Origin of the sequence: Pseudocalidococcus azoricus BACA0444 (genome assembly GCF_031729055.1) — a bacterium.
In the GTDB taxonomy this organism is placed as follows: domain Bacteria; phylum Cyanobacteriota; class Cyanobacteriia; order Thermosynechococcales; family Thermosynechococcaceae; genus Pseudocalidococcus; species Pseudocalidococcus azoricus.
This window is the reverse complement of the sequence record NZ_JAVMIP010000002.1, coordinates 74,268-95,727: the sequence shown is the minus strand read 5'-3', so window position 1 is coordinate 95,727 and position 21,460 is coordinate 74,268. Positions and strand designations below refer to the sequence as shown.

Sequence of the window (21,460 nt, the reverse complement as noted above, 5' to 3'; positions counted from 1 at the left end):
CCAGACCCTAGTGCAATCACCCACAGTTAGTTCTTAAAGTTCATATCCCCTTGATAACCGGATAAATCCGCCAGTTCGGGGAGAGGGCGAGTGCCGCTGTAGTTTTTTTGGGCAATTTCCCAGGTCGGATAACTTTTCACATCCTTAGCCCGACAGAGATCAGGTTGGGGATTTTGCCCCCCCGGATCACATTCCACGTAGTTAATTTGCTTAAAGGCGGTCTTGCCAAATAATTCTTTTTGATCATGGCAATGGGAACACCAATAGGCTCCATACATCACCGCCCCGGACTGGGTTAAATGCTTGGCCAAACTCATTTCTGCCGGGCCTGAGGTGTTGACCACCGGAATCCCCGGCCCTGTAGCCACATCCGCCGTCCGAAAGTTATAAATGCCTAGAGTCCCAATCAGGGTCATGACAATCACAATTAACCCAGTAAAAAATAACTGCCCCCGATCTGGCCAATCACGGCCGGTCAAGGTCAGCCCCAAAAAAGTTAAGCTAAAGGCCGCCGAAGCAATGCAATATAAACAGGCGGCTTTAATGGCTGTGGTCAGAACATACATGAGGTAACCACTAAAGACCGTCATGGCCACGGCCCCGATAAAGAGGAAGAGCCAGGTGATGTTTTCAAGTTTTTGGCGAGTGTCTTTTTGCTCAGGACGACGGAGCGCAAAGGGAGCCAGAGAGAGGCTAAACATCCCGCCATAGGCCATCAAGCCGAATAACGCTAGGGGTAAGCCAAAGACTTTTGCCCAAGGGCTACTCAAAACCACATCACAGTCAGCCGTGGGACAAGCAACCGATTGATCCCCAAAAGCATGAATCGTTAAATATCCAGTCACGATCATGCCCAGGCCAGCAATGATCCCAATTAAAACCCGTGACCAACGGTGTAACCAAGGTGTAGAACGACGACGCGTGACCGGCATAGCACATCTAACCCAATCGCAATAAGTAGCAGTCAGCCCCACCTAAAGCAGAACATCCCGATCCGATTCTAAACGCAATGATCAAATCTCCAACGGCCCAGGCCCGATCCGGATTGGTGGCACAATTTGAAATAGCAGCTTGAATATCGCCAGGCCATCGCAACCAAAATTTGAGGTTGACCCATGATTATTGTTATGAAAAGCGGAACTCCTGAACCAGAAATTGAACAGGTGTGCGAAACAATGGTGGCCTGGGGCTTTTCACCGGAGAAGATTGTCGGTAAACATAAGGTGGTGATTGGCCTGGTGGGGGATACGGTGGATTTAGACCCCTTGCAAATTCAAGAAAATAATTCTTGGATTGAGCAGGTGTTACGGGTGGAGCAACCCTTTAAGCGGGCCAGTCGGGATTATCGCCACGGGGAAGCCAGTGAAGTTGTGATTGAAACGCCTAATGGGCCGGTTGCGATTGGTGAACATCATCCGGTGGTGGTGGTGGCAGGCCCTTGCTCGGTGGAAAATGAGGCCATGATTATTGGGACAGCCCAACGGGTGAAAGCGGCCGGGGCCAAGTTTTTACGGGGAGGAGCCTATAAACCGAGAACATCCCCCTACGCGTTTCAAGGTCATGGGGAAAGTGCCTTAGAGTTGTTGGCAGCGGCCCGAGAAGCAACTGGCCTGGGGATTATTACAGAAGTCATGGATGGGGCGGATCTGGAGAAAATTGCCCTGGTGGCCGATGTAATTCAGGTGGGGGCGCGGAATATGCAAAATTTTTCCCTGCTTAAACAAGTGGGCCAGCAGGATAAACCCGTGCTCTTAAAGCGGGGGATGGCGGCCACCATTGAAGACTGGTTAATGGCAGCAGAATATATTTTGGCAGCAGGCAACTCCCAGGTAATTCTCTGTGAACGGGGGATTCGTACCTTTGACCGCCAATATACCCGCAATACCCTGGATTTAAGTTGTATTCCCGTCTTACGCCAACTCACTCACTTGCCAATCATGATTGACCCCAGTCATGGGACGGGTTGGGCGGCCTATGTACCAACCATGGCCAAAGCTGCCTTAGCCGCCGGAACCGATAGCCTGATGATTGAAGTCCATCCCAACCCCCCCAAGGCCCTTTCCGATGGCCCCCAATCCCTGACACCGGATCAATTTGACCAGTTGATGGCCGAGCTAGCTGTAATTGGTAATGCTGTCGCTCGTTGGCCCGAGAAAGCTCCAGAACTAGCCGGGGTGTTGTAGCGGCTAATCCAGGCCAAGAACTAATCGGGCTAAAATCAAACTGACCATACTCAGGCCAGGTCGGTAAGTCCTTCATGAACCTTGTTGACAATCGCAAGCCGGTGCAACGCGTCCTTTGGCTGACGTTGTGGCTGAATATTTTTGTCATGTTGCTCAAGGCAGGGATCGGAATTGCCACCAACTCCCTCAGTCTCCAGGCCGATGCCCTCCACAGCTTAACGGACGGGGCGAGTAATGTCTTAGGTCTGTTCACCATGCGTTTGGCCAACCCCCATCCGGATCGGGATCACCCCTATGGCCATCAAAAGTTTGAAGCCTTGGGTGCGTTGGGAATTGCCGCATTTTTGGGTATGGCCTGTTTTGAGATTCTCCAAAGTGCGGTGGAACGGATCACTCAGCAATCGAGTCAGGTTAAGCTCTCAGCGTCCGAATTGTGGTTACTCCTCTTGGTGTTGGGGGTGAACATCTTTGTGACAGTTTATGAACGGCGGGAAGGGATCCGCTTGGGCAGTCGGATTTTGGTGGCCGATGCTTACCATACCCTCAGTGATATTTGGGTGACGATTGCGGTTTTAACGGGCTTGGTGGGAATTTGGGCCTTTAACTGGCAGTGGTTAGATATTGCCTTGGCGTTTCCGGTGGCCGGGCTGGTTTTTTATAGCGGCTGGCGGGTGTTACGGGGAAATATTCCTTGGCTTGTGGATGAGATGGCGATTGCCCCAGAGGCGATTCATCAGGTGGTGATGGGCGTACCGGGTGTTGTCAACTGTCATGATATTGCCTCGCGGGGCCTGGTGGGGCGGCAAGTGTTTATTGAAATGCACCTGATTGTCGAGACCAATAGCCTAGAGGACGCTCACGAAATTACCGAAATTATTGAAGCCCGTTTACAAGAGGTTTTTCCCCCAGCCCGGGTCATGATTCATATGGAGCCGCAAAACTACAGTTCAGATCAGATTAGTTACCCAGAGACATAGATTTTTGCTCTGTTTAATTAATTAAACCATCAACCTCTGCCCTCTTTCCACTCTTCTCCTGCAATAGATTCCGAATCACCCAGGCCATCCCCTCAGATTCGGTTTTCCCTCTGGTTTTCCCCCAGGCCTGAACTGGACACTAAGGGTAGGATGAGTCAAGACACATTAGTCATGAGACCAAACCTATGGGATTCTTTGATTCTGAAATTGTCCAACGGGAAGCCCAAGACTTATTTGTTGACTACCAAAGTTTAGTCCAGTTGGGTGGTGATTACGGCAAGTTTGATCGGGAAGGGAAAAAACTCTACATCGAAAAAATGGAAGAGATGATGGAGCGTTTTCGGATTTTCATGAAGCGGTTTGAACTCTCGGAAGACTTTACGGCCCAAATGACGGTCGAGCAACTGAAAACCCAACTCAACCAGTTTGGCGTAACGCCCCAGCAAATGTTTGACCAAATGCATACTACACTAGAGCGCATGAAACGTGAGTTAGAGCAGAAGCCATAAACTGCATGGGTATGTTGATCAATCTCGATGGTGAAATTTCTACTGATGCAACGATTTCGGTCTTAGATCGAGGTTTTTTGTACGGAGATAGTGTCTATGAGGTTGTCCGAACGTTTCAAGGGAAACCCTTTGGCCTGGTTGAACATTTAGCCCGCTTAAGACAATCTGCAACCTATTTGTATCTAAATTTGCCTTGGCCGGATGAGTATTTGATCCAGGAAGTGAATCGGACTTTGGCAGTGGCAGGGCCTGGAGAATATTACATTCGGATCGTGGTGACTCGTGGCGCAGATCCTCGCATTGGCCTGTTACCGCAACCAGAAACGAAGCCGAGACTGTTAATTGCCTTGCAAGCCATTGATCCGGAGCCTAAGCTTTCTGCGGCCGGCCTCAAAGTAACAATTCCGCCCCGGCAGCGAGTTTCTCTGAAGGCCCTAGATCCAGCCGCCAAAACCGGGAATTATCTCAACAATATCTTGGCCCTTTTGGAAGCCCAGGCCAGTGGATGTGATGATGCGATTTTGCTGAATCCCGAAGGCGCGATGACCGAAGCCACCACCAGTAATTTATGGATCGTCCGCAAAGGGATTGTCGAGACACCCACCAAGGAATCAGGAATTTTACATGGAATTACCCGGCAGTTTCTTTTAGATATACTCCATGAACAAGGCATTCCCCACCAGGAGAGCGAGTTATTCCCCGTAGATTTAGTCACATCCGATGAGGCGTTTTTAAGTTCTTCGGTGCGGTTATTGATGCCCATTGCCCAAGTAGATGACTATCCGTTCCCAGAATGCCCAGGCCCCGTTACCCAACTCCTGTGGACGGAACTCCTTGAGAAAATGGCCCAGGCCAGTCAAGTCTGAATTAACAACTCAATTAAATTAAGTCTCAGAATTTGTTTTGTGTTTGGGAAATAATTCACTTAAGGGGCGGAGTTTAGCCGGGGCCTGCAACACTTCAAAATCCCGTAACCAGGCCTGGCCGGGAGCGATAAATTCTAGGGCAAGTTTAATTAACCCTGGCTCAGTTTCGGGGGCGGCTAAATGCACACAAACCTCTAATAAATGCCATTCCCCATCGGCCGGTAACGTAACTCCCTGCGTCCAACCCCAGGCCTGGTGACGACCGAGAGATAATTTGGGGGGCAAGCTGTGGGGATCCGCCTTGGCCCAGGCCCGACAGAGGAGTAATTGATCCCCTTGCCGCATTGAGGGAATTTCTAGCCAGAGATAATGTTCCGGCAACTCTAATAGGGGAATGGTTTGGGGCCAGTGGGCTGTGATTTGCCAGGCATGATCATTGAGAGGCCAAGTACCGCTGGGAAGACTCTCCACCCCGGCCTGGTAAACATAAAGACGTTGCCAAGGGGCCGCTGGTTCCGGAATTTTGATCAGGGGTAAAAGCGTTTGCTCGATGGTGCTATTTAAGAGTTCAATTCCGTGAGCTAACCCCACCTGTAATTCTGTTTCCAGGCCCTGAAGTAGCTCATCCCACCACTGCACGATATTCATAATTGCCCCCTACCTTGATCAGCATTTGCCCCGACTATCTTTTGATCATAGAGGTTGGCTTGGGGCAAGTAGAACCATCAAAATGAGCTAGAGTTAGATCCCCATTCGAGTTCCAAGCTAGGATAAGGGTAATTTTCGGTTTAGTTTTGTTTCAAGTTCGTGCGAGGAAAACCGATGAAATTTCAGCAATCTCTTTCCCTAGTCCTAGGTCTGGCTTCTCTGACTCTGGCTCCGGCGGCCTTGGCCCAACAAGCAGATCCCCTCCAAGGCTGGCAAGAAGGGCAAAAATCCAATGATATTGGTGGCCTGCTCAATGGCGGTGGCCAAGGCGGTAGTCTCTCGTTGCCCAGTCTCATGAACCAAATTCGGAACATGGATGCCCGCAGTTATAGCGAAGTGGCCCAAGATCAAATGGAAAACCTTAACTCGGAAGCGGCCCAGTTCCGACTTCGCCAGCAACAACTCCAGAACCAAACCCAACCGGCAATCACTCCGGCACCCTAATCGGTTTAACTTGGACTTAGGGTTGTTCATGTAAGCATTTATGGTAGCGGCGGATTGGCCGGTTCATTCAGTCCAAGACAAGATCCTGCTGTTGGGCTTAGGGGCTTGGGGCAAAACTATTTTAAGTGTGTTGAATCGGCAAGGGTTTTCCGTCCGCATCTGGCAACGTCACCAAGGCCCTTTGACCCCAGGCCAGCTTGAGCCAATCCAAATTATTATCTCTACCTTGCCCATTCAGGGGGTGCGGGGGATTGCCCAACAAGTCCAAGCCTTAAATCTTCCCCCCGGCCGGGTTTTAATTAGCGCAACGAAGGGACTGGAACCCCAAACAGCGGCCACGGCGACCCAAATTTGGACAGAACTATTACCCCAGGCCCAGATTGTGGTTCTCTCTGGCCCTAATTTAGCGGCTGAAATTAATCAGGGTTTACCGGCCGCCGCGGTGATTGGGGGCGATTTAGAGATTGCGGCCCAGGCCCAGAGTTTATTTGCCATGCCCACCTTTCGGGTTTATACCAATCCAGATCGGCGGGGGGTGGAGTTGGGGGGGGTTTTGAAAAATGTCATGGCCATTGCCTGTGGGGTCAATGATGGCCTGGGCTTGGGGGTGAATGCGCGCTCAGCCTTGATTACACGGGGGCTGTTGGAAATGGTACGGGTGGGAACCCATTGGGGTGGTGATATTCAGACTTTTTATGGGTTATCGGGCCTGGGTGATTTATTGGCTACCTGTACAAGTCCCTTAAGTCGCAATTATCAAGTGGGTTGGCATTTAGCCCAAGGAACTGCCCTCAAAGATGCTTTAGAACGAGTGATTGGGACAGCGGAAGGGGTGAATACGGCCCTAGTTTTAAGCGACTATGCCCAGGCCCATGATCTAGATGTCCCCATTACCCAGGCCGTAACTACCGTATTGCGGGATGAGGTGACTCCCCAACAAGCCCTGACCCAACTCCTGGAGCGGCCCTTCAAAGTGGAAACCTTAGATCACTAATGCACTAATGCAGGGAGCCTGTTTGCATCCCCAACCTGGAGAATTTGCTAGGATTTGAGGATGATTGCTCAGATTACCTCTCCAGATCAGACTGTTTTACTCAGGTTTCATGCCCTTTCCGATCCCATTCGCTTGGATGTTTTAACCCTCTTGCAGCGAGAAGAACTATGTGTTTGTGACCTTTGTACCCGTCTCCAAATTAGCCAGTCTAAACTATCATTTCATTTACGGACTCTCAAGGATGCGGGCCTGGTCTTAGCGCGTCAGTCTGGACGGTGGATTTACTATCGGCTGAACTTACCTGCTTTTGCGGAATTGGAACAGTATTTGGCCGAATATCGCCATCTCCAACCCCGAACCTCACAGCGGCAATGTTCCTAGTCATTTCAACAGGAATATCCACGGGTATCCTAGTCTTAAGTTCTGATTCTGTCTCATTTGGCTAACACAATTTTGCAAAAACGGATATAGGCTACTCCACCTCCTCTGCTGACCTTTTGGGATGCGCATAGGGCTACTTCATTTAGGGTGAGGGGGGAACAAGTCGGAAAATCCTTGATGGGCAGTCCCTTGGAGATTCCTATTCTCTTACAACAGTTTGCGTCACCTTGTCTGTAGAAATTCACGGATAGATTAAAGCTGATGCAAAAACTTATGAGTTTGGGGAATGACTCGAACTTGAGATAAATATTGCTTCAGTAAGCCTTGCCAGGCCAGGACTTGGGCCGGGGTGGGGGGGTGGGTCAAACGACCTGTGCCAATGGGGGTAATAGGTTGCAATATGAGCGGAATATCGGGGTTAATTGCGGCGACTAAGGCCCCGGCCTGGTTTAGGTCTTGGGTTGTGGTCTGGGCAGAAATAATCACCTTACAAAATACATCTTTGTTTGCGGCATGACAGGCCTGGAGAAAAGCGCGATGGGCTGGCCAATGGGATTCACCAGAGACACTGGGTAACTTAATGTCCATGCCGATACTATCTAAATAGGGGAGGAGTTGCCCTAGGGCCTGGGGATGATGTCCACCCGATTCGAGATAGATGGGTAAGCTAGTGCATTGTTTCAGGATCGGTAAAAACTCTTGCAAAAACTCTAGGGCTAGGAGGGGTTCACCACCAGTGAGGCTAATGCTGTCATGGAGACCCGTGATATTCAATTGGTCGGCCCAGGCCAAAATCTGCTTCAAGGATACTGGGTTATTAACTGTGATAAAGTCTCGCTGGCCTGGAGTTTGTTCAATTCGCCCCTGGGCCTGGGGATGCCATGTATGGGCACTATCGCAATAGATACAGCGTAAATCACAGCCAGCAAATCGGATAAATAACTGCCGCGTCCCCACGTTCATCCCTTCCCCCTGAATTGCTGAGAACATTTCAACAAGGGATGTAATTGGCTCTTGAGAATTGGGAACAGTCGTCATCAAGGTAACAGTAGTCATAAACAGGTTTAGAGTTATGCCAGAGATCCTGATCTGGGACTAAGAAGGCTGAGGGCCAACTCATCAACTATAGCGTTACGCAGACTGTTCTGAGAGAGTGGAAATGTTAAAAGACTTCCCATCAGTCACTTTCTGACTTGTTCCCCTCTAACCCTAAATGAGTAACAACATATAAAGACTCAATTACTATGAAATAGACAAGCTCCTGATCTGCAATTGCCACAATCCCGCAACCTGAGATGATCTAACCCGATGCCTCTTGATTCTCATGCCCATGATCAATAAAAGATTCTTAGCCGGATGGGACAGGAGCAATTTTTACCCCAACAGGGTGGAGGCCCACAGCAATCTCAGATGCTTTTAGGAGCGCAACATTTTGATCATTCATGGGCAGATATTTCTAAAATTAAATTCTTAATAGCTACTAGAGAAAAGTTTCATCTGCTTTCTAAGCCATTGCTAAATTTCACTTAAAATTAGCCAACCCTCGGCACAGCATCGGTGTCTTCAGCAAGATACTTCTCACCAGTCCCCAAGTCTTAGTTAGTTCATTGAAACAGTTAAAACCATGGTAATCGTTAATATTTAAGATTATTTCCATACAAATATCCTAGATGACTCGGCTTAAGCTCAATCATTGAAACATGAATATTCATGATCCTTAATAGCAGATCATTAGGCTGAGATTTTTAATTTAGCTTAACAAAATCACCGTAGAATTTAGGGTAATCTAAAAAGGATTTCTAAGTTTTCTCTCTTCAATTGTTACTCAGGCATCCCATTTTTAAGGACTCATTCCCATGGCTGCTCAGAAACGGATCGGAATTTTAACCAGTGGTGGAGATTGTGCTGGCTTAAATGCCGCTATTCGGGCAGTTGTTCATCATGCTATTGGAACCTATGGTTGGGAAGTGATTGGCATTCAGGAAGCCACCCATGGCCTGATGCACCGCCCCCCCAAATCTACCCGCTTGGATATTGAGGGTATTGATCAATTACTCCTCCAAGGGGGAACAATTCTGGGGACAACCAATAAGGGAAATCCCTTTGCGTTTCCAATGGCTGGCGGGACGTTTCAGGATCGCAGTGCCGAGATTATTGCTGGGTATCACGAATTGAAGTTAGACGCGTTGGTGGGGATTGGTGGGGATGGCAGTTTGGCCATTTTGCGGCGGATTGCGAACCAGGGAAACCTAAATCTTGTCGCCATTCCCAAAACAATTGATAACGATGTTGGGGCGACTGAGCTTTCCATTGGATTTGATACGGCCACCAATATTGCCACTGAGGCCCTGGATCGGTTGCACTTTACGGCCGCTAGTCACAGTCGGGTCATGGTCTTGGAAGTGATGGGGCGCGATGCCGGGCATATTGCGTTGTCGGCGGGGATTGCGGGGGGGGCTGATATTATTTTGATTCCTGAAATTCCTTACAACTTGGATAATGTCGCAGAGAAAATCCGTCAACGCCAGGCCCAGGGCAAGAAGTTTTGCTTAGTCATGGTTTCGGAGGCGGTTCGGACTGAGTTAGGGGATCAAGTCACCCAAATTAGTCAACAAGGTGAAGATCGCTACGGGGGGATTGGGAAATATATTGCCGAACAGATTGCGACTCGCACAGGGGCAGAATCACGGGTGACGGTCTTGGGGCATATTCAACGGGGGGGAATTCCTTCACCCGCGGATCGGCTCTTGGGGACTGTGTTTGGTGTGGCAGCGGTCAATTTAATTGCCGAGGAGAAATACGATCACATGGTGGCCTGGAAAAACCGCGAGGTGGTAAGTGTCCCGATTGCTGAGGCGATTAAGACCTATCGAAATGTGGACTTGCATGGCACGCTGATCAAAACGGCGCGGGGAATGGGCATTTGTTTGGGGGATGATTATTAAGGCCTAGCCCAGCAGCCAACCTAATGAATTCAGTTACAATACTTAACATCACTGCCTCAGCGGGGAATTGCGATGAAGACTGCCTTACCGCCTGTTCATTCCGGCTCAACTTTTCGTGACTTTCCCGCTGATTCAACTGAAATTGCGGTGGACGCTGTGAGTTTACCCGATACTCCCTTGGCTGAAGTCTATAATCCCGAAGAAATTAATGCTCGCTATCGGCAACAGCCCCTGCGGGTTTTCTGGCGGTGGATTCAAATCCTAGTGCCGGTGATTAGTATTTTCTTGAATCGTTGGTGGGATACTGTCACTGGGCAAACCAAGAAAAATTTACGACAACGGGCCATCCAACTCCGGGAAACCCTGACTCAATTGGGGCCGGCCTATATCAAGGTTGGGCAAGCTCTCTCTACCCGGCCAGATTTAGTCCCTGCCATTTATTTAGAAGAATTGACCAAACTACAGGATCAACTGCCAGCCTTTTCCAATGACATTGCTTTCCAATTTATTGAGGAAGAACTGGGGGCTAGGCCCGAGGAACTGTATGCGGAACTGAGTCCAAACCCGATTGCGGCGGCTTCCTTGGGACAGGTCTATCGGGGGCGATTAAAAACTGGGGAAGAGGTGGCTGTTAAAGTCCAACGTCCTGGCCTGGCAGAGCAGATTACCTTAGACATCTACATTGTCCGGGGCCTGGCGGAGTTTATCCAAAAAACTCGTAAACTTCGCAGTGACTTAGTCGCAATTTTGGATGAATTTTCTGGCCGCCTATTTGAGGAGATGGACTATACCCAAGAAGGCCGGAATGCTGAGCGGTTTGCCCGTCTGTATGGCTATCTACCGGATATTTTTGTCCCCCGGATCTTTTGGCAATATACCAATCGCCGTGTCCTGACAATGGAGTGGGTGAACGGGACAAAACTCAATCAGCCCAACTTGATTCAGGCCCAGGGGATTGACCCACGCTATTTGGTGAATGTTGGTGTCCAGTGTTCGTTGCGGCAATTATTGGAACATGGTTTCTTTCATGCGGATCCCCACCCTGGCAATTTGTTGGCCATGCCGAATGGAAAACTGGCCTATCTCGACTTTGGGATGATGAGTGAAATTGAGCCCGCCCAGCGTTATGGGTTGATCAATGCCATTGTCCATATTGTCAATCGGGAGTTTGAGAGCCTGGCTGAGGATTATGTGCATTTAGGCTTTTTGACTCCGGATACGGATTTGCGCCCCATTATTCCGGCCTTGGGAATTGTCTTTAACAATGCCTTGGGAGCCAGCGTTGCGGAATTAAATATTCAACGGATTTTTGATCAACTCTCTGAGGTGATGTATGAATATCCGTTCCGCGTCCCGGCTTATTATGCCCTGATTGTCCGTTCTTTGTTGACGATGGAAGGCATTGCAATGGGGGTCGATACCAATTTCAAAGTTCTCAATGCGGCCTACCCTTACATTGCCAAACGCCTGCTCACAGACCCGGCCCCAGAATTACGGACAAGCCTGAAAAATCTGCTGTTCAAGGATGGAAGTTTTCGTTGGAATCGTCTCGAAAATCTGCTGCGGAATGCGCGGGATAGTCGGGATTATGATTTTGATATGGCTTTAAACCAGGCCATTGAATTTTTATTTTCAGAGCGGGGGGAGTTTATTCGCAATAAATTAGCCGATGAACTGGTGAAAAGTTTGGATCAGTGGGGACAACAGGCCTGGCATCAGTTCCCTAACCCTTGGCGTACCCCCAGCCCGATTACCGCCGTTCCCGCTGTTACCCCGGATCAACAGGGCCTGGAGCATATTCGCCGGATTGCGGGCATTTTGCAGGATACTCCTGGCTTTGATGCGGCAAAACTCTTCCCCATTGTCTCGCGGGTTCTCTTTAAGCCGGAAACCCAACAACTGGGACAACGGATTGCGACAGGCCTGGTGCAGCGGGTCTTAACTCGCTTTATTCGGGAATTTCTTTTAGGGCGAGATCAAGCTGAGGAGCGGGTCTATACCCCGGCCCTTTAGGGATTTATCTCTGTACTCGCCGGCTGTAGGCCTGTTGTCGCCAGTCTTTGGCACTCCGAATCGCTAACCAGAGCAAGAGTAGGGCAATCAGACCCCCCGGTTTTGGAGCATGAACGCCAAAAAGAACTAGCAAAATACATAATAAATCTTGCCCAATAATAAACCAATGGGGCAGTTTACCGAGGCGAAAAAACCAACCCACTTGCACCAGTTGCAGGAGCAGGGCCAATAGCCCCCCAATCAGGCCAATCAGCCAAACGGGGGTATCGGTTAAATCGGCTAAGGTCATCCCTAAAATTGCCCCGACTGCTGGACTAAAGATCAGTTGGATCAGCATTAAAAACCGTTGCCCCCAGGGATGGGTGATGATGAATAGCTCCAGACCTGACCAGGCCGCTAAGACTCCCACCACCCAGGCCGGGTCAAAGCGCGCCAAAATTGGGACTTTCGACCAGAGAGACTCCCCTTGGACTAAACCAATGACCAATAGGGGTAAGGCCAACCTCAGTCCGCCCGCCGCTGAAACCGACAAAATTGCCAGCAGTTCTAGCATCGTGGTTTGAGATTAAGGACATAAGATGGGGAAATGCTTCACCCAGGCCAGGGCTGTGGACTGATCCTGACCAATCCGATGATCTATGGCGATGGGTAATTTCTTGCTAATTCCATCTCCTGACATCCTCACTATAGGACTCCCGACTAAATAAACCCCAAGATTATTGATGAGCAACAGGTTGAGAATTCTTGATGGTTCAAATTGTGGTGTGTAATCTGCCATGACTGATTTCCCCAGGCCAGTTTGGTCTAAACATCCCCTGTTCCCTTACCTGCTGTTGATGGTGTGGAGCGGGATTTTGTTTCTGGCCAGTTCCGGTGAGCAAAGTTTGATGGCCCACGATGAGGGTTGGTACGGGATGCAGGCCCGCTGGATGGTGCTCAAAGGGGATGGGTTGACCCAATGGTGGTGGGATGCGCCGATTTTTGACCGGATGGTGGGGGTACATTGGCTGATTGCTGGGGCTTACCAACTCTTTGGCGTGAGTGATGGGGTGGCCCGGTTGCCGAGTTTCGTTTTGGGGATGGGCATCGTCTTGTTAACCTTTCGTTTGGGCTGTGTGCTGTTGCCGAGAACCGTGGCCGGCCTGGGGGCGATGATTTTACCGCTGTGTCCGTTGTTTTTGTCCTATGGGCGAATGGCGACTCAGGATATCCCTTTAGTTTTTGTCGAAGTTTTGCTGGTTTTGGCGTTGGTTTTAGCGGATCGGCAGCGGGATCATCAATGGGCGTTTTGGGGTTGGGGCCTGGTGGCGGGGGCTTGTGTCGGCCTGGGATTTTTGATCAAAAGCGTGATGATTTTTTTGCCCGTTATGGCCCTGCTACCGTTCTTTTGGGTTCACAAGCATTTTTTTCGGAATCTCGGCCTGTATCTTGGGTTAATTCTTGGCTTTCTATTGCCGGGGGCCTGGTTGTGGCAATCGGTACAGATCTATGGCGGGCGGGTCTTAACGGAAATGTTCGGCAAGTTGGTCATGCTCGGCGAAAAATCCTATCACGGCGATGGCAATATTTTTTACTATTTCTGGAACATCCCCGCCAATGGGTTTCCTTGGGCCTTCTTTGCGGTGGGGGGGTGGCTCTGGTGGGGGCTGCACGGACGGCGGATCAGTCTCTTTCGCATCAAAACGCCAATGGGCCTGGTGCTGGGTATTTATCCCCTGGTCCTATTGATGTTACTGACGCTCTTTTCAACTCGGATTTCCTATTACAGTTTGCAGCTTTATCCCTGGCTGGCCTTGTGGGCGGGGTTTGGCCTCTGTGAGCTTTATCGGCAATGGCAAAGGCGTTGGCTGTGGATTCGAGGCATGAGCGGGATATTAGCCTTTCTCGGCCTGGGCTTGTGGGGGGCAGCCATTGGTTTGGGAACGGGGTTGATTCCGGCAGCTGATGCGGTGCAGGCCTATATTCCTTTGGGGGTAATTATCGGGGCGGGCTGGTTGGTTTTGGGAATAACTTCTGTACAAAACTGGCGGCGGGCCTGGGTGGGGGCATGGCTTTTAACCTCTTGGCTGGGCCTGGTAACGGCAGGATTTTTGGGCTTGATTGGTAACTATTCTCCCGATCTTAAAGCCGAGCTAACCCAGGGGCCAGTCGCGGCAATTTTAACCAATCACCCAATCAACTTTATTGTTCAAGAACCTGTCACCGGAGCCGAACATCAAACCTGGGTACTGCTGAGTTTTTATACCCCCAACTTGGGAACACGCCTACCTTTGCCCTTAAATAGCGTCCCGACTGGTTATGCCTGGGTGAGTCCGAATATCCCCGCGGCCGAGATACAGAAATTCCAGGCCAAAACTATTGCTACTGTAGAACAATGGCAACTGCTCCGGTTTCCCTAACCCCCAAATTTCCCGGCCAATATGGTGAACAACGGGACTGGGCCTGGCGCGGTTGGCAGATTCGCTATACCTATGTCCAGCCAGAAAATCCTGACCCGAGCGCGATCCCAATAATTTTGCTGCATGGTTTTGGGGCATCTCTCGGGCATTGGCGACATAACGTGTTTGTTTTAGGGCAATCTCACCCGGTCTTTGCCTTGGATTTAGTTGGTTTTGGCGCGACTGAGAAACCCCAGGCCCCCTATGATGCCTATTTTTGGGCCCGGCAAGTCCATGATTTCTGGCAAACGTTTATCCGTCAACCTGCAATTATTGTGGGAAATTCCATTGGTTCTCTGATTGCCTTAACCACTGCTGTTGAGTATTCCCAAATGGTGGCTGGCCTGGTGCTGATTAGTGTTCCCGATCCCGCTGTGCGTCAAGAGATGATCCCGGCCTGGTGTGGGCCTGTGGTGAATTGGGTCGAGGGAATGGTGGCGGCTCCCTGGTTATTGAAAGCAATTTTTTATGGGGTGCGGCGGCCGGGAATTGTCCAACCTTGGGCCGGAATTGCCTATGGAGACAAATCAGCGGTGGATCAAGAATTAGTCGAAATCCTCTTAACTCCAGCCTTTGATCGCGGGGCCGCCAATGCCTTTGTCCAGATTATTAAGTCCATGACCAGCCTCAACTTTGGCCCCAAGGTTAAACCTAGCCTCGCCCAACTGGAGATTCCAACCCTGATCCTCTGGGGAGAACAAGACCGGATGATCCCACCCCAATTTGCGAGTCAATTTGCTGCCTGTAACCCCCGAATTAGCCTTAAAATGCTCCCCCAGGCCGGCCACTGCCCCCAAGATGAACAGCCAGAATTAGTGAATGAGTTGATCTTGGCCTGGATAGAGAGCAACCTTAGGAAAAAACACACTGAAGTAAAACGTTAATTACTCATGAGCGCGATCAATCTTGAACACTAGAACCGCCAAGGGGGGTAAGCAAATATCGAGGGAATAACGGCGATTGTGGAACGCCCATTCATCGGCCCATTTGCCTCCTAAATTACCCATATTACTTCCCCCATATTCCCGCGCGTCGCTGTTAAAGATTTCCGTGTAAAACCCATGCTCTGGCACACCAATCCGGTAATGGCTGTGGGGTTGGGGGGTGAAGTTGCAGACCACAACGGCAAAATCGGCGTAATCCTTAGCCCAGCGCACAAATGCCACCACACTATGGCGATTATCGTTACAGTCAATCCATTCAAACCCGGCTTCCCCAAAGTCTTGGCTGTAAAGGGCTGGTTCTTGGCGATAGAGGCGGTTTAGGTCAGTGATACATTGCTTCAACTGTTGATGGGATTCATATTGGAGTAAGTGCCACTCTAAATCACCCCACACATTCCACTCATTCCATTGTCCAAACTCCATCCCCATAAACATGGTTTTCTTGCCGGGGTGGGTAAACATATAGCTAAACAATGCCCGGACATTGGCGAATTTCTGCCAGCGATCTCCCGGAATTTTGCCAATAATATTGCTCTTGCCATGTACCACCTCATCGTGAGAAAGCGCGAGCATAAAATTTTCGCTGTGGTGATACCAAATACTAAAGGTCAGATTGTTTTGATGGAATTGGCGGAACCAGGGATCCATGCTGAAGTAATCCAAGGTGTCGTGCATCCAACCCATATTCCATTTCAGGTTAAAGCCCAATCCCCCCGCGTAGGTCGGCCAAGACACCATCGGCCAAGAGGTAGATTCTTCCGCAATCGAGAGGACTCCCGGAAAATAGCTAAACAAAACATGATTGACTTGCCGGAGGAAATTTGCTGCTTCTAAGTTTTCCCGACCACCGTACTCATTTGCTACCCATTCGCCATGTTCCCGTTGATAGTCCAGGTAGAGCATCGAGGCCACCGCATCCACCCGAATCCCGTCAATGTGGTATTTGTCAAACCAAAACAGGGCATTAGCGACGAGGAAATTGCGGACTTCATGGCGGCCGTAGTTAAAGACCAGGGTTCCCCATTCCTTGTGTTCGCCTTTGCGGGGATCTTCATGTTCGTAGAGGTGCGTCCCATCGAAAAAGGCCAGGCCATGGCCATCTTTAGGAAAATGTCCTGGGACCCAATCCACAATTACGCCAATCCCGGCCTGGTGACATTGGTCAACAAAATACATGAAGTCTTCTGGCGTGCCATAGCGGGAGGTGGGTGCAAAGTAACCCGTGACTTGATAGCCCCAAGAGCCATCAAAGGGATGTTCGGCAATTGGCAAAAGTTCAATATGGGTATAGCCGAGGTCTTTAACGTAGGGAATGAGTTTAGCGGCTAGTTCTCGGTAGGTTAAAAAGCGGGCCCAGGGTTTGAGGTCGGCGACAGGAATTGCCAGCTCAGGTTCGCCATTGGGGAGTAGGGCTGGGGTGTCCATTGAGCCATGAAGCCAAGAGCCTAAGTGGACTTCATAGATCGAAACGGGTTGAGTTAAAGGTTCACTATTTCGCCGTTGTTCCAACCAGGCCTGGTCTGACCACGGATAGGTATTTAAGTTGGTGACAATCGAGGCGGTTTTGGGGCGGGGTTCCTGTTGAAAGCCATAGGGATCGGATTTTTCGTAGATATGCCCGGCTTGGTTTTTAATTTCATACTTGTAATGCTCACCGTCCTGTAGGCCTGGGATAAATAACTCCCAAATGCCACCATCGCGCCGGGCCATCTGATGTTGCCGCCCATCCCAGGAGTTGAATTCCCCCAAGATTGAAACATTGCGAGCATTGGGGGCCCACACGGCAAAATAAACTCCGGCCACACCATCTACTGTTAACAGATGTGCGCCAAGTTTTTCATAAATGCGGTGGTGATTGCCCTCGCAAAACAGGTGAATGTCAAAGTCTGTCAACAACGAGGAATGAAAGGCATAGGGATCGTAAATGACCCGCTCATGGCCGTTTTCTTTAACCTTGAGTTGGTAGTTGGCGAGTTCTGGGGTCTCAATCACACATTCAAAAAAGTTGGGATGGTGCTGAGGCTGCATCGGATATTCTTTTCGTTCTTCTGGACACAACACCGTGACTTGCTCAGCATTGGGTAAATAAGCCCGGACAACCCAGGCCTGCCGCCCATTTTCTTCATAACGATGACAGCCTAAAACTTGGAACGGATCATCATGGTGATTGGAAACAATACGAGCAACTTGATCGGCGGAAATCGTCATAGGGATTAACTATCTCAGGGTTTATAAAATTAAAGTTGGGCTAACCAGATGGGCAAGATATAAAAAAGTTAACAATTTATGGAACTAACTTGACACCTTACACCGATAAAGTTTTCTATGGCCTGTCCGAAATAAACTCGATCGGGAGCATCTTCCCGGCTTAACGATGGGATGCCTTGAGAGAAACGGCCGGATTCTTGGTCATTTAGCCCGAAAATCTGGCCACAACGACTGTTAAGCGACCTTGGATCTGTTTTTGCTCGGTTTGATATGGATATGGCTCTCTGGTGCTATGAATAAAAATAAACCCAGTCAAGTTCGGGGCTTCTATTCAGCACATCAACTCCCTATGAACTACTCTCCTGAAACCCTTGCCAGAGCCTTGCGCGCCGTCCGCTGTAGCCCATTTTTACCCCAATTATTTCTCGATTTACAACAGCAGCGGGTGGCGTTGGGGGAAATTAGCGGTTCCTTGGGGGTCACGAAGGGCTATACCAAACAGGCCTTGCCGGAATTAGTGGTGGAAAACTCCTTAATGTGGTTGACCCAGGTGGGCCTATTGCGGCGGGAAGTGGATGGCCAGGGCTTAACTGATAGTTTTCGACTCACGCCCTTAGGCCGCCGACTGACGGAATCTGGACAAGTTCTTAGGCAGACCCCACCCTCATGGTCAGAACGCTGTCAGGATTTTGTCAGTCATTGGTGGCATGGGATTTTAACCTAAAAACACCACCTGGCCTGAAAATCAGCCCGTATTACGCATCCCGGCGGCAATGCCGTTAATCGTTAGCAAGGCTCCCCGTAACAACTCACTCCGGCTATAGCGAGACCGAAGAATGGCTCCAGAGGTGCCGGTACTGTTGTGTTGGCGCAATCGCTTCAGGAGGGAGACCTGTAAAACCCCCAGGGGCACAATCGTACTGTTGCGTAAATGGACAGACCGTTGCAGGGGTAAATCTCCATCTAAAAGCCGTTGATGGCCCGTAATGGTCAAAATTAGCTCAGAGGTGCGGCGATATTCCTCAGCAATTTGAGCAAAGAGGGTTTCAAAGCTTTCCCGGTCTTGCTCATGACTCAATTCTTGAACGTAATGGTGGGCAATTTCCAAATCCACTTTGGCGAGGGTCATTTCGGCTTTAGAGATCACCATCCGAAAAAAGGGCCATTTGTAATAGAAATAGCGCAGGAGGGATAAATGTTCGGCGGGCTTTTCATCAATAAACTCTTTAATGGCTGTGCCGACTCCATACCAGGCCGGGAGCAAGAATCGAGATTGTGTCCAGCTAAAGACCCAGGGAATCGCCCGCAAACTGGCCAGATTTTTCTTACCGCCGCGGCGGGTGGGCCGAGAACTAATTTGTAGTTGACTAATTTCTTCAATTGGGGTTACTTGATGGAAGAAGTCAATAAATTCTGGTCGTTCGTAGATTAAATTCCGATAGCATTGTCGGGAACGGGTGGCCAACTCCTCCATAATTTCATGCCAAGGCTCAATCTCATCAATGCTGGTGCGCAAGAGGCTGGCCTGGATCACCGCCGTGGTAATGGTTTCCAAATTATAGAGGGCGAGATCGGGGAGGGAATATTTCGAGGCCAGGACTTCCCCCTGTTCCGTAATCTTGATCCGTCCGTTGATGGTTTGACCGGGTTGAGCCAAAATTGCCGCATAGGCCGGCCCACCCCCGCGACCGACTGATCCCCCCCGCCCGTGGAAAATCCGCAGTTGGAAGCCATATTTTTCGGCCGTTTTTTGGAGGGATTGTTGGGCTTTATAGATTTCCCAGTTGCTACTTAAAAAGCCCGAATCCTTATTGCTGTCCGAGTAACCGAGCATCACCTCCTGCAGGCCTGGGCAATCGTTACTGTTCAGGTAGGGCTTGTAAAAGGGCAGTTCAAACAGTTGGGTCAGGACATGGGGAGCCTGCTTTAGGTCTTCGACAGTTTCAAAGAGGGGGACAACGTGGAGCGTACTTTTGCCTGTAGCCGGATCGTAGAGGCCCGCCTCTTTAGCCAACAGCAGCACTTCCAACAAATCACTGGCCTCGTGGCTCATAGAAATAATATAGGTAGTGCAGATTTCCGGGCCAAATTCCCCTTGGAGCCGTTTCACCATCCGCAAGGTTTCAATAATTTCCTTAGTCCGCTCGGAAAAGGGTAACTCGGAGGGAATTAAGGGGCGGCGGGTGGCCAATTCGGCAGCTAACCAACGCGTCCGCTCACTTTCTGATAACTCACTGTAGGGACAGGGGAGAATCTGGAGATATTCGGTAATTTCGGCAATGGTATCGGCGTGACTTGTACTTTCCTGACGAATATCCAGAATGGCTAAGTTAAACCCAAAGATTTCCACTTGGCAGATCAGATCATCCAATTCTCGACAGGCCAGGCCGGTGGCGGCTAAATTCCGTTGAATTAGGTTTAACTCGGCTAAAAAATCAGCCCCAGTCCCATAAAATTGGCCGTTGTTCAGAGCATCAGCCGCGGCGGAGGGGGCACAGTTGGCCTGGATCTGTTGGTTGCGTTGGCGGGTATTTTGCAGCCGTTTCAGGACGTAGGCTAATTTCAGGCGATAGGGTTCTTGGCGAAACCGGACCGAATGTTGTTGGTAAATATCGGGGAGTTGTTGTTGGTCTTGCTCCAGAGATTCCAACAGTTCCGGTAAAACATCACACCAATGTAAAGACAAACTCAACAGGGTAATCAGGCGTTCTACCGAGGAAACATACTTCTCTAAAACCAAGTTACGCTGATAACAAGCAGTTTGCCAGGTCACTTCGGGCACAACGGAGGGATTGCCATCTCGATCGGAGCCGACCCAAGAGCCAAATTTACAGAAGTTATAGCGGGGGGGCTTCAGTTGCGGGAAACTCTGGTGCAAGGTTTTTTGGAAGCGGCGATAGAGTTGTGGAATCGCATCAAACAAGACCTCTTTGAAATAGTGGAGGCTATATTCCACCTCATCTAAGACTTCCGGCTTGAATTGATGGAGTTCATCGGTGCGCCACCAAAGCCGAATTTCTTCTGTGAGTTGGGCCGTGAGTTCTTCAGCATCGGTGGTGACAATTTGCCCAACCATATCCAGTTGATCCAGTTGTTCGAGGATATGGGCCACCCGCCGTTGTTTATCCCGAATGGTTTGCCGGACAATTTCGGTGGGGTGGGCGGTGAAAACCAGCTTAATATCCAGTTGATCAATCAGCCGTTGAATATGTTGGGGCGGGACATTGAGCGCTTTTAGGCGAGGAAATAACCAAGAGAGCTTCCCTTGGGGCTGGGTTTGGGGCGCAATTTCATAAAGACTATGCTCTAATCGCTCACTGGGGCCACTCCGCACATCCGCAGAACCACTTTGCACCGGAAAAGACTCCCCACTCACCCCCGACAAGTGATCCGCAGTTAAGGCCCGCATCGGCGAGGTTTCAATGACGGTGCGCTGGCGATTTTGCTCTTGCTCATAGTGCTGCTCAACAATATTAATTAACTGGAAATAGATGTTGAAGGCCCGCGCTGCGCGGATGGCCTGGTTCAGTTCTAAAGATTCAATCACCTGTAAACATTCGGTCTGGACTCCCGGAATGACTTGCCCCTCCGAGGAGGATAACGCCCCTAACTGTCGCAATAGTTCGACCAGTTCTTGCCCAGATTCTGCCGCCAAGACCACCGCGAGAACATCCTCGACCAATTGCAGACGCTTGTGTAGAGCTTGATCTGTGCTTGTCTCCTCGATCCGCTCTTGATTGGGAACGTTCAATAGCGATGTCATAATTTACCCCGAACGGCAAACGTCTTTGATAATTCTAGAGTCTTCAGCCCGATTTGCTCCAATTTAAGCACTGTCCACTTCTAGCGC

General features: G+C 50.0%; 19 protein-coding genes. 12 read left to right on the top strand and 7 right to left on the bottom strand.

What is annotated here, in order from left to right; translation table 11 throughout:
- Positions 1-26: 26 nt before the first annotated feature.
- Positions 27-932, bottom strand: a complete 906-nt coding sequence (locus tag RIF25_RS02875) for a vitamin K epoxide reductase family protein (RefSeq protein ID WP_322877054.1) — start codon at positions 930-932, stop codon at positions 27-29.
- A gap of 183 nt (positions 933-1,115) precedes the next feature.
- Between RIF25_RS02875 and aroF the strand changes: the two genes are divergently transcribed.
- The 4 genes from aroF (at position 1,116) to RIF25_RS02855 (ending at position 4,535) form a co-directional block, all read left to right on the top strand.
- On the top strand, positions 1,116-2,183 hold the full coding sequence (aroF, locus tag RIF25_RS02870) for a 3-deoxy-7-phosphoheptulonate synthase (protein WP_322877053.1): 1,068 nt from the start codon (positions 1,116-1,118) through the stop codon (positions 2,181-2,183).
- A gap of 74 nt (positions 2,184-2,257) precedes the next feature.
- The gene (locus RIF25_RS02865; RefSeq protein WP_322877052.1) at positions 2,258-3,160 is read left to right on the top strand and encodes a cation diffusion facilitator family transporter; all 903 of its coding nucleotides are present in this window, start codon (positions 2,258-2,260) and stop codon (positions 3,158-3,160) included.
- A gap of 185 nt (positions 3,161-3,345) precedes the next feature.
- On the top strand, positions 3,346-3,669 hold the full coding sequence (locus RIF25_RS02860) for a DUF1825 family protein (RefSeq protein ID WP_322877051.1): 324 nt from the start codon (positions 3,346-3,348) through the stop codon (positions 3,667-3,669).
- 5 nt (positions 3,670-3,674) lie between these two features.
- Positions 3,675-4,535 carry an aminotransferase class IV gene (locus RIF25_RS02855; protein ID WP_322877050.1) on the top strand — a complete coding sequence of 287 codons (861 nt, stop codon included), beginning with the start codon at positions 3,675-3,677 and terminating at the stop codon, positions 4,533-4,535.
- Positions 4,536-4,553: 18 nt separating this feature from the next.
- Here the strand turns inward: RIF25_RS02855 and RIF25_RS02850 are convergent, their stop codons facing one another.
- Positions 4,554-5,183 carry a hypothetical protein gene (locus RIF25_RS02850; RefSeq protein ID WP_322877049.1) on the bottom strand — a complete coding sequence of 210 codons (630 nt, stop codon included), beginning with the start codon at positions 5,181-5,183 and terminating at the stop codon, positions 4,554-4,556.
- A gap of 174 nt (positions 5,184-5,357) precedes the next feature.
- On the opposite strand from RIF25_RS02850, the gene RIF25_RS02845 reads away from it, so the two are divergent.
- The 3 genes from RIF25_RS02845 to RIF25_RS02835 are packed head-to-tail and all read left to right on the top strand — an operon-like array spanning position 5,358 to position 7,062.
- Positions 5,358-5,687: a hypothetical protein gene (locus RIF25_RS02845; RefSeq protein WP_322877048.1), complete on the top strand. Its 330-nt coding sequence runs from the start codon at positions 5,358-5,360 to the stop codon at positions 5,685-5,687.
- A 40-nt stretch (positions 5,688-5,727) separates the two neighbouring features.
- On the top strand, positions 5,728-6,681 hold the full coding sequence (locus RIF25_RS02840) for an NAD(P)H-dependent glycerol-3-phosphate dehydrogenase (RefSeq protein WP_322877047.1): 954 nt from the start codon (positions 5,728-5,730) through the stop codon (positions 6,679-6,681).
- 60 nt (positions 6,682-6,741) lie between these two features.
- Positions 6,742-7,062, top strand: coding sequence for an ArsR/SmtB family transcription factor (locus RIF25_RS02835; protein ID WP_322877046.1), 321 nt, complete (start codon positions 6,742-6,744; stop codon positions 7,060-7,062).
- Positions 7,063-7,314: 252 nt separating this feature from the next.
- On the opposite strand, the gene RIF25_RS02830 is transcribed toward RIF25_RS02835, so the two are convergent.
- Positions 7,315-8,118: a 7-carboxy-7-deazaguanine synthase QueE gene (locus tag RIF25_RS02830; RefSeq protein WP_322877045.1), complete on the bottom strand. Its 804-nt coding sequence runs from the start codon at positions 8,116-8,118 to the stop codon at positions 7,315-7,317.
- Positions 8,119-8,918: 800 nt separating this feature from the next.
- On the opposite strand from RIF25_RS02830, the gene RIF25_RS02825 reads away from it, so the two are divergent.
- The gene (locus RIF25_RS02825; protein WP_322877044.1) at positions 8,919-10,007 is read left to right on the top strand and encodes an ATP-dependent 6-phosphofructokinase; all 1,089 of its coding nucleotides are present in this window, start codon (positions 8,919-8,921) and stop codon (positions 10,005-10,007) included.
- A 72-nt stretch (positions 10,008-10,079) separates the two neighbouring features.
- Positions 10,080-12,020, top strand: a complete 1,941-nt coding sequence (locus RIF25_RS02820) for an ABC1 kinase family protein (protein ID WP_322877043.1) — start codon at positions 10,080-10,082, stop codon at positions 12,018-12,020.
- Between the two features lie 4 nt (positions 12,021-12,024).
- Here the strand turns inward: RIF25_RS02820 and RIF25_RS02815 are convergent, their stop codons facing one another.
- Together RIF25_RS02815 and RIF25_RS02810 are read right to left on the bottom strand one after the other, a co-directional pair.
- Positions 12,025-12,573: a DUF4126 domain-containing protein gene (locus RIF25_RS02815; RefSeq protein WP_322877042.1), complete on the bottom strand. Its 549-nt coding sequence runs from the start codon at positions 12,571-12,573 to the stop codon at positions 12,025-12,027.
- A gap of 12 nt (positions 12,574-12,585) precedes the next feature.
- The gene (locus tag RIF25_RS02810) at positions 12,586-12,798 is read right to left on the bottom strand and encodes a hypothetical protein (protein WP_322877041.1); all 213 of its coding nucleotides are present in this window, start codon (positions 12,796-12,798) and stop codon (positions 12,586-12,588) included.
- Between RIF25_RS02810 and RIF25_RS02805 the strand changes: the two genes are divergently transcribed.
- Together RIF25_RS02805 and RIF25_RS02800 are read left to right on the top strand one after the other, a co-directional pair.
- Positions 12,797-14,419 (top strand): ArnT family glycosyltransferase, encoded by a 1,623-nt coding sequence (locus tag RIF25_RS02805; RefSeq protein WP_322877040.1) that lies wholly within the window; start codon positions 12,797-12,799, stop codon positions 14,417-14,419. The genes RIF25_RS02810 and RIF25_RS02805 overlap by 2 nt on opposite strands.
- Positions 14,395-15,342 carry an alpha/beta fold hydrolase gene (locus tag RIF25_RS02800; protein WP_322877039.1) on the top strand — a complete coding sequence of 316 codons (948 nt, stop codon included), beginning with the start codon at positions 14,395-14,397 and terminating at the stop codon, positions 15,340-15,342. The genes RIF25_RS02805 and RIF25_RS02800 overlap by 25 nt, the downstream gene beginning before the upstream one ends.
- On the opposite strand, the gene glgB is transcribed toward RIF25_RS02800, so the two are convergent.
- The gene (gene glgB / locus RIF25_RS02795) at positions 15,343-17,610 is read right to left on the bottom strand and encodes a 1,4-alpha-glucan branching enzyme (RefSeq protein ID WP_322877038.1); all 2,268 of its coding nucleotides are present in this window, start codon (positions 17,608-17,610) and stop codon (positions 15,343-15,345) included.
- Between the two features lie 349 nt (positions 17,611-17,959).
- On the opposite strand from glgB, the gene RIF25_RS02790 reads away from it, so the two are divergent.
- A complete protein-coding gene (locus tag RIF25_RS02790; protein WP_322877037.1) occupies positions 17,960-18,334 on the top strand; it encodes an Npun_F0494 family protein in 375 nt (124 codons plus the stop codon).
- Positions 18,335-18,355: 21 nt separating this feature from the next.
- Here the strand turns inward: RIF25_RS02790 and ppc are convergent, their stop codons facing one another.
- A complete protein-coding gene (gene ppc / locus RIF25_RS02785) occupies positions 18,356-21,373 on the bottom strand; it encodes a phosphoenolpyruvate carboxylase (protein ID WP_322877036.1) in 3,018 nt (1,005 codons plus the stop codon).
- Between the last annotated feature and the right edge of the window lie 87 nt (positions 21,374-21,460).